Origin of the sequence: Photobacterium kagoshimensis (assembly GCF_050337045.1) — a bacterium.
Lineage (GTDB): Bacteria > Pseudomonadota > Gammaproteobacteria > Enterobacterales > Vibrionaceae > Photobacterium > Photobacterium kagoshimensis.
In genome coordinates, this window is the sequence record NZ_JAKJSO010000024.1 from 86186 (window position 1) to 93051 (window position 6866).

The 6866-nt window shown below is 44.7% G+C and carries 7 protein-coding genes, 1 tRNA gene and 2 rRNA genes; 3 read left to right on the plus strand and 7 right to left on the minus strand.

What is annotated here, in order from left to right; translation table 11 throughout:
* Positions 1-55: 55 nt before the first annotated feature.
* Positions 56-952: a LysR substrate-binding domain-containing protein gene (locus tag L4C35_RS20260; protein ID WP_428464606.1), complete on the plus strand. Its 897-nt coding sequence runs from the start codon at positions 56-58 to the stop codon at positions 950-952.
* A 21-nt stretch (positions 953-973) separates the two neighbouring features.
* Here the strand turns inward: L4C35_RS20260 and L4C35_RS20265 are convergent, their stop codons facing one another.
* Positions 974-1660 carry a DNA-3-methyladenine glycosylase I gene (locus L4C35_RS20265; RefSeq protein WP_428464607.1) on the minus strand — a complete coding sequence of 229 codons (687 nt, stop codon included), beginning with the start codon at positions 1658-1660 and terminating at the stop codon, positions 974-976.
* 81 nt (positions 1661-1741) lie between these two features.
* Here L4C35_RS20265 and L4C35_RS20270 point away from each other — a divergent pair, with 81 nt between their 5' ends.
* Together L4C35_RS20270 and dapD are read left to right on the plus strand one after the other, a co-directional pair.
* Positions 1742-2044: a YebG family protein gene (locus L4C35_RS20270; protein WP_428464608.1), complete on the plus strand. Its 303-nt coding sequence runs from the start codon at positions 1742-1744 to the stop codon at positions 2042-2044.
* Between the two features lie 225 nt (positions 2045-2269).
* Positions 2270-3301, plus strand: a complete 1032-nt coding sequence (gene dapD / locus L4C35_RS20275) for a 2,3,4,5-tetrahydropyridine-2,6-dicarboxylate N-succinyltransferase (protein WP_428464609.1) — start codon at positions 2270-2272, stop codon at positions 3299-3301.
* 94 nt (positions 3302-3395) lie between these two features.
* On the opposite strand, the gene L4C35_RS20280 is transcribed toward dapD, so the two are convergent.
* The 6 genes from L4C35_RS20280 to L4C35_RS20305 form a co-directional block, all read right to left on the minus strand.
* Entirely contained in the window at positions 3396-3722 is a 327-nt protein-coding gene (locus tag L4C35_RS20280) for a DUF2799 domain-containing protein (protein ID WP_428464610.1), read from the minus strand.
* A gap of 156 nt (positions 3723-3878) precedes the next feature.
* A complete protein-coding gene (locus tag L4C35_RS20285) occupies positions 3879-5075 on the minus strand; it encodes a multidrug effflux MFS transporter (RefSeq protein WP_428464611.1) in 1197 nt (398 codons plus the stop codon).
* Between the two features lie 142 nt (positions 5076-5217).
* Positions 5218-5517: a hypothetical protein gene (locus tag L4C35_RS20290; protein WP_428464612.1), complete on the minus strand. Its 300-nt coding sequence runs from the start codon at positions 5515-5517 to the stop codon at positions 5218-5220.
* 786 nt (positions 5518-6303) lie between these two features.
* A tRNA-Asp gene (locus L4C35_RS20295) sits at positions 6304-6380 on the minus strand.
* Between the two features lie 110 nt (positions 6381-6490).
* Positions 6491-6606, minus strand: a 5S ribosomal RNA gene (gene rrf / locus L4C35_RS20300).
* 124 nt (positions 6607-6730) lie between these two features.
* Positions 6731-6866 (minus strand): 23S ribosomal RNA (locus L4C35_RS20305); the annotation flags it as partial.

Genomic DNA, 6866 nt, shown 5'->3' on the forward strand with positions numbered 1-6866 from the left:
GTCATTCTTAACCCTGTAACTTGCATTATATTAGCAACTTTTGGTATCTAAGAATATGGCGCACCCTATTGCATTAAAGCAACTGAACGTTTTTGTTACCGTCGCCCAAGAAGGCACCATTACGGCCGCCGCAGAAAAACTCTTTCTCTCTAAACCCGCGGTAAGCATGGCGTTAGCTGAACTCGAAAAGCAGCTAAATCATAAGTTGTTTGATCGTAACAACAACCGCTTAATCATAAACGAACAGGGCAAACGGCTATTGCCTTTAGCCGATGAATTGCTTGCTCGCAGCCAAACCATCGAACAATTGTTTAATCAAACAGGGCCTGCAACAGGTCAGTTGCGTATCGGTTCCAGTGATACCGTTGGCAATCAACTCACGCCTTTTTTGCTACGTGATTTTCGCCACTATGCCAAACATGATGATCAATCTTTGTTCATCTCGAATACCAGCCAGATCTGCCACATGCTGAGTGAATTTGAACTTGATGTCGGATTAGTCGAGGGCAAAGTACAGCAAGCCGATTTAGTGATTGAGCCTTGGCTTGCCGATGAAATGGTGGTTGTTTGCCATCCAAACCATCCACTCACTCAAATAAAGAATTTACAGATCTGCGATTTGGAGCATTCAGAATGGATACTACGAGAAGCAGGTTCAGGCACTCGTGAGTTTTTCTTAAACCGTATTGCGCCGCGCTTGGAACATTGGCATCAAGCCTTTGAGCTCAACACGACAGAGGCGATTATCAACTGCTGCGCAGCTGGCTTAGGTATTACTTGCCTGTCTAAATTTGCCGTTCAGCACGCTGTTAACGATCACCGTTTGGTCATTTTGCCACTGCCGCTCGACATGCAGCGTCAGTATTGGCTGCTATACCACAAAGAAAAATACCAAAGCCCATTAATGGAAATGTTCTTATCCTTCACGCAACAATGGCACTTTTCTCAATAAATCATAGATTGTGGTAATTCACTAAATACGGTTATCACCACAGCTAAAGGCGATAATTTGGCTGATCTGACACAAAGGTCGGCCAGATTCTTGCTGCCAATCATTAAACGCAGCCAACGTCGCTTGTTGTGATTTCTTGGTATCACGGCCACCATCAATCACCCCAATATTACGTAAATAGGCTTCGACGTCGCCGCTCAAAATGAAGGTGTCTTTGCCCATAATACGCAGTGTATATGGCCCAGTATTACCCCCTAATCGCTTACCGTTTTTCTTAAGGTACTGCCATAAACCAATAATGTCTTCTGATGGCCATTGCGCGACCATGTTGGCAAATGAGCCATATTCACAGGCTGCTTGATGAATCATTCGGGCATTTTCAGGAATGGTCATGACTTTGCCTAAGTGGCGAATAATCGCAGGATCGGTCGCTTTTCGTTCCCACATTTCCGTTGGCATCAAGAGCATTTTTTCGATATCAAAACCGAAGAACACCTCTTCAAAATTGGGCCACTTTGCTCGTACCACTTTCCAACTCATGCCCGATTGAAACACCTTTTGGCTAAAGGCGGCCAGCCAGCGATCATCAGGGATCTGCTGAAGCTGTTCTGGCGAAAGTGCGACAGATAACAGGCTCTCAAGGGCTGCATCGCCCCCTTTTCGTTCTGCCGCTCTTGCATAAATCTGATCAAATTTTTCTCGCACCATCACATAACACCGCTTATCACTGGACATAGCCCTTGATGCTACTGTATAAACAGCCAGTAAATCAATTCGGAGAGGGTGACCATGGCTGTTATCGTCAAATATGTGGTTGAGCGCAACGGAGAAGAAAAGATGACTTTCACCTCTAAGTCCGAAGCCGACGCATACGACAAAATGTTGGATATGGCTGACGAAATGTTTGCTTTACTTGGTGAAAGCGAACTATTCGAAGACGAAGCAAAGCAAGAAGAGCTGTCTATGTTCCTCGCGCAAAAACGTGAAGAAGTACTAGTCGCACTGGGTGCAAAAAAAGCGAAAGCTGCCCCAAAAAAGAAAGTAGCAAAACCTGAAGCCGTAGAAGATACGCTTCAGGAAGACGCCGCTTAATTTTTACTTTTTGTACATATCCTAAAAACCTCCTTCTGGAGGTTTTTTTATGACGAGAATTTCACTTCATTTAGCTCGCTTAGCTCATTTTTATCAGAACTACGTCATTTTTCACTGATTGCCCTCTCCCCCCTTCTATATTCTGACAACTCACTTTATGATGAAGGTAACGATATATAGACGAATTTAGTGCTATAGCACTTACGAAATGGAGAACAATTCAATATGGCTAGCTTTTCTCTTGCCTTAGGTACTGCAACGAAAAACCGTGACGGTAAAATCATCGAAGCATTTTTCCCAAGCCCTGTTTTAAATCCAACAGATGCTTTGGTTGACGCAGTTGCCGCTGTAGTTGATTACAAAGAAGGCAACCAAGCAATTGAAATCACTCCTGCTCAGTGTGCTGATTTAAACGCCGCCTTTGTTGCTGCTAATGATGAAAAAAATGCACAGTTTGCAGCAAAAGCAGCGAACTCTTCTCAGCCGCTTGTGGTTGTTATTCTTGCAACAGATGAAGCGCCAACATCTGTTTCTGAAGCTTTCCTGAAACTACAGTTGATCTCTCACCGCCTAGTACAACCACACGGTGTTGTACTAGATGGCGTATTTGGTCTACTGCACAACATTGCATGGACTAACCAAGGTCCTATCGATCTACCAGAATTAGCCGATCGCCAAATCGAAGCACGTCTAAACGGCGAAGCATTAACTGTCGATTGTGTTGATAAATTCCCTAAAATGGTTGATTACATTGTCCCTGCGGGTGTGCGTATCGCTGATACATCCCGTGTACGTCTTGGTGCTCACGTTGGTGAAGGCACAACCGTTATGCACGAAGGTTTCATCAACTTCAATGCAGGTACTACTGGTGTAAGCATGGTTGAAGGCCGTATTTCTGCAGGTGTAATGGTAGGAAACGGCTCTGACATCGGTGGTGGCGCATCTATCATGGGTACGCTTTCAGGTGGTGGTAAAGTCGTGGTTTCTATTGGTGAAAACAGCCTACTAGGTGCCAACGCCGGCCTTGGTTTCCCACTGGGCGATCGTTGTACGATTGAATCTGGCTTATACGTAACAGCTGGCTCTAAAGTACGTATGCTTGATGCATCTGGCCAAGAGGTAGAAGTCGTAAAAGCACGCGATCTTGCAGGTAAACCTGATCTTCTGTTCCGTCGTAACTCAGTAACAGGCCAAATTGAGTGCCTAACCAACAAGAGTGCGGTAGAGCTAAACAGTGAGCTTCACAGCAACAACTAATTCTGATTATCTTGCACGAGATAAACATGACAAAGGCTGCCAGTGGCAGCCTTTACTATTTATAGCGTTCTTTGAGAATACAGCGTTTTAATGACTAATAACCACGCCCTGTTAAACCATAGCTACTTGATTCTGAAGTACATTCATTCAGGTAATCAGCATTAACCACGGTCGATACCGATTGCCGTCCAGAGCAATAGTCAAAACGCCCTTTTAAGTACCCCGCTCGATACTCTTCGTATTCAGTTTCACTCAACGCACCTAAATCAACCAAGCGTTTCTCATTGAGTTCACGGTAACCTTGTTCACCGTGGTAAGCGCCAAGCCCCTGCCAGTTTTTTTCTTCGGTCAGACCGCTTTCATACGGCGACGTACAACCCACCAACCATACCATCATGACTGCTACTATCACTTTCATCATACTTGCATCCTCTGCTACTGAGGCTTTGCCACATCATTGTTATAATATGAATCTGCATTATGTGAACCGCCCTCTAGCGCGCGAAGAAACTCCCCACATCGTAAAAGGCTATAGTAAGTATGGTCGAAATTCATCGTTCAGATAGAAGAAGTTGGCTTAATTCAGTGCCGCAGCAGCTTCCCTTCCACTCTCTAAACGGCTACCGCTGTAAATTAAAGCGAGTCCGAGTATTGCAGCCCCAAACATCACCAAGCCTAAATGCCAAAGCTGACTAATCCCAATATGCAATAACAAGCTACTGATCAAAGAGGCGATGATCATTTGGCAGGCACCAGATAGCGCCGACACCGTGCCCGCTTTTTTTGCATACGGCAGTAGCAACAGTGACTGCGCACAAGGGAATGCCATCCCATTAGCCATCGCCAGCAAAAAGTGCCCAGTGCTTACCGTGATAGGAGAAAGCGGCGCAAAAATAAAAATAGCACCTGATACAACATGAATAAGTGGTGTCAGCTGTAGTACTTTCATGGTGCCTAATCGTGGCCGTATTCGTTGGCATAGCAAACCGCCACACAATAAGCCGATTGCAGGGATCATAGCCCAAAGTGCGTACTCATCAGAATCCATACCAATTTGAACTTGCATAATAAAAGGCATTAAAGAAATAGAGATAACGACCAAGGTAAAGTTCACCCAACCAATTCCAGCAAAGCTCATAAAGTGACGCTCTCGGAATAAAGAAAAATACGAAAGCGCTAAAGTGGATACAGATTGAGGCCGAGAAGTTGAAGCCAGAGTCTCTTTAAAGAAAAAGATAAGAATTAGCCAAATACAACTGATGTAAGCAAGAAGCAAAATAAAGACACTTTGCCAACCTAAATAATGGTTAACCATACCGCCAATAACGGGACCAATAATAGGAGTAAAAGCTGCCACAATTGAAACCCAAGTCATGGCTTTCACAAAGCTTTGATTCTGATAGCTATCACGCATAGTAGCTCGTGCTAATACGCCCACGCTCCCAGCACCAAACCCCTGCATAATTCGGCCAGTTAATAAGCCAGAAAAGTTATCACTCTGAAAAACAGCGACCACTAAGCCCAATATTGCAATCGACAGTCCAACCAACAAAACAGGACGGCGGCCAAACACATCAGATAAAGGCCCGTATATCAATTGGGATGAACCAAACATCAAAAGGTAACCGGAGACTAGTAACTGTGTTTGATCCGAAGTGATCGCCAGATCTTGCGCGATCCAAGGTAGCGATGGAAAAACGAGGCCCAAGCTTAACTGGCCAATACTGACAATTAAGCACGCCAACAATAAAGGCTTCCAGTTAAATCGTTCCATCAAACACCTCATCTAGCGAATAGTTATTCTATTATGCATCGATAAAGAGAAAAGGATTAGCAGCGCGAAAACAAGAGATACTTTCCCACTGGGAAACAGTAAGAAGCCGACAATACGTCGGCTCATGCATGAGGGATCGCCCTTATTTTTGAATAGTGTAAGTCAGTGGATTTTTTAATGAGAACTTACTACCCGATGTCTTTGCCTTACCTTGCTTAAGAGCAACTAAAATTTCACGATGTACTTTGATGATCGAGAAGAAACGTAAGACCATAAATACAATAAAAACAGGCATTAATACTTGTGCCATAGGGGCCGATTGCAGCACAACATCATTCACTAACCATACGAGCAGCATGGCTAGCATGATGTATAAAGAGTGCGGTTTAATCACAATATTAACTTCTGTCGCAGATTCACTACGCTCATAAAAAAACTTCATATCAGCCCTAATACTTAAAATATATTCCAGCGTTAACCTTCTCATATTCAACGTTTATCGCGCAAGTATATGCATAATGACGCTAGTACAGTAACTAGGCTAATTCACTGAACTACCGCTCAGCGAGACCTTTCATAAATTTCAGACGTAAAAAAGCCCGAGTCGTGCTTTCTTATTTGCGAACAAAAGGGGACTTAGTATCAGTGGCGGAGCGGACGGGACTTTATATCGATAGACTGCCACACCGAAAATCAGCGCCCCCAGCGTGATAGGCCGCCGCCTTCAAGGTAAAGAGGCTAACCAACTGAACGACCGCTCAGCGAGACCTTTCATAAATTTCAGACGTAAAAAAGCCCAACTCGTACTTTCTTATTTGCGAACAAAAGGGGACTTAGTATAAGTGGCGGAGCGGACGGGACTTTATATAGATAAACTGCCACACCGAAAATCAGCGCGTCCCCCGGCGTGATAGGCCGCCGCCTTCAAGGTAAAGAGGCTAACCAACTGAACGACCGCTGCCGCACCATGATTCGTCAAAGTACAAACGTAAAAAAGCCCAACTCGTACTTTCTTATTTACGAACAAAAGGGGACTTAGTATAAGTGGCGGAGCGGACGGGACTTTATATAGATAAACTGCCACACCGAAAATCAGCGCGTCCCCCGGCGTGATAGGCCGCCGCCTTCAAGGTAAAGAGGCTAACCAACTGAACTACCGCTCAGCGAGACCTTTCATAAATTTCAGACGTAAAAAAGCCCAAGTCGTAAGACTCGGGCTTAGTATAAGTGGCGGAGCGGACGGGACTCGAACCCGCGACCCCCGGCGTGACAGGCCGGTATTCTAACCAACTGAACTACCGCTCCACACGGTGATAAACAGTAAACTGTCTATCCGATAAATGCCGTTCAACACATTTATCTAAACTTTTTTGCTTTAAGATTTTTCTTAAAAATCTGAAAACAAGGAAATTAAAGCCTGGCGATGACCTACTCTCACATGGGGAGACCCCACACTACCATCGGCGCTATTACGTTTCACTACTGAGTTCGGCATGGGATCAGGTGGGTCCATAATGCTATGGTCGCCAAGCAAATTCGGGTTATTCACCGCCATCAAGGCGATAAATACAATCTGGGAAAATCTAACTAGTTACAATATCGTTCTTAACACGCATTCAAGCGTTATGGAGTCCGTAAAACCCCTTGGGTGTTGTATGGTTAAGCCTCACGGGCAATTAGTACAGGTTAGCTCAATGCCTCGCAGCACTTACACACCCTGCCTATCAACGTCGTAGTCTTCGACAACCCTTTAGAGACCTTAAAGGTCTAGAGATGACTCATCTTGAGGCT

Excerpts from the sequence above, each read along its gene's own strand:
- L4C35_RS20285 (WP_428464611.1), bottom strand. The coding sequence starts at position 5,075 with ATGGAACGATTTAACTGGAAGCCTTTATTGTTGGCGTGCTTAATTGTC.
- L4C35_RS20290 (WP_428464612.1), bottom strand. The coding sequence starts at position 5,517 with ATGAAGTTTTTTTATGAGCGTAGTGAATCTGCGACAGAAGTTAATATT.
- dapD (WP_428464609.1), top strand. The coding sequence starts at position 2,270 with ATGGCTAGCTTTTCTCTTGCCTTAGGTACTGCAACGAAAAACCGTGAC.
- L4C35_RS20260 (WP_428464606.1), top strand. The coding sequence starts at position 56 with ATGGCGCACCCTATTGCATTAAAGCAACTGAACGTTTTTGTTACCGTC.
- L4C35_RS20265 (WP_428464607.1), bottom strand. The coding sequence starts at position 1,660 with ATGGTGCGAGAAAAATTTGATCAGATTTATGCAAGAGCGGCAGAACGA.
- L4C35_RS20280 (WP_428464610.1), bottom strand. The coding sequence starts at position 3,722 with ATGATGAAAGTGATAGTAGCAGTCATGATGGTATGGTTGGTGGGTTGT.
- L4C35_RS20270 (WP_428464608.1), top strand. The coding sequence starts at position 1,742 with ATGGCTGTTATCGTCAAATATGTGGTTGAGCGCAACGGAGAAGAAAAG.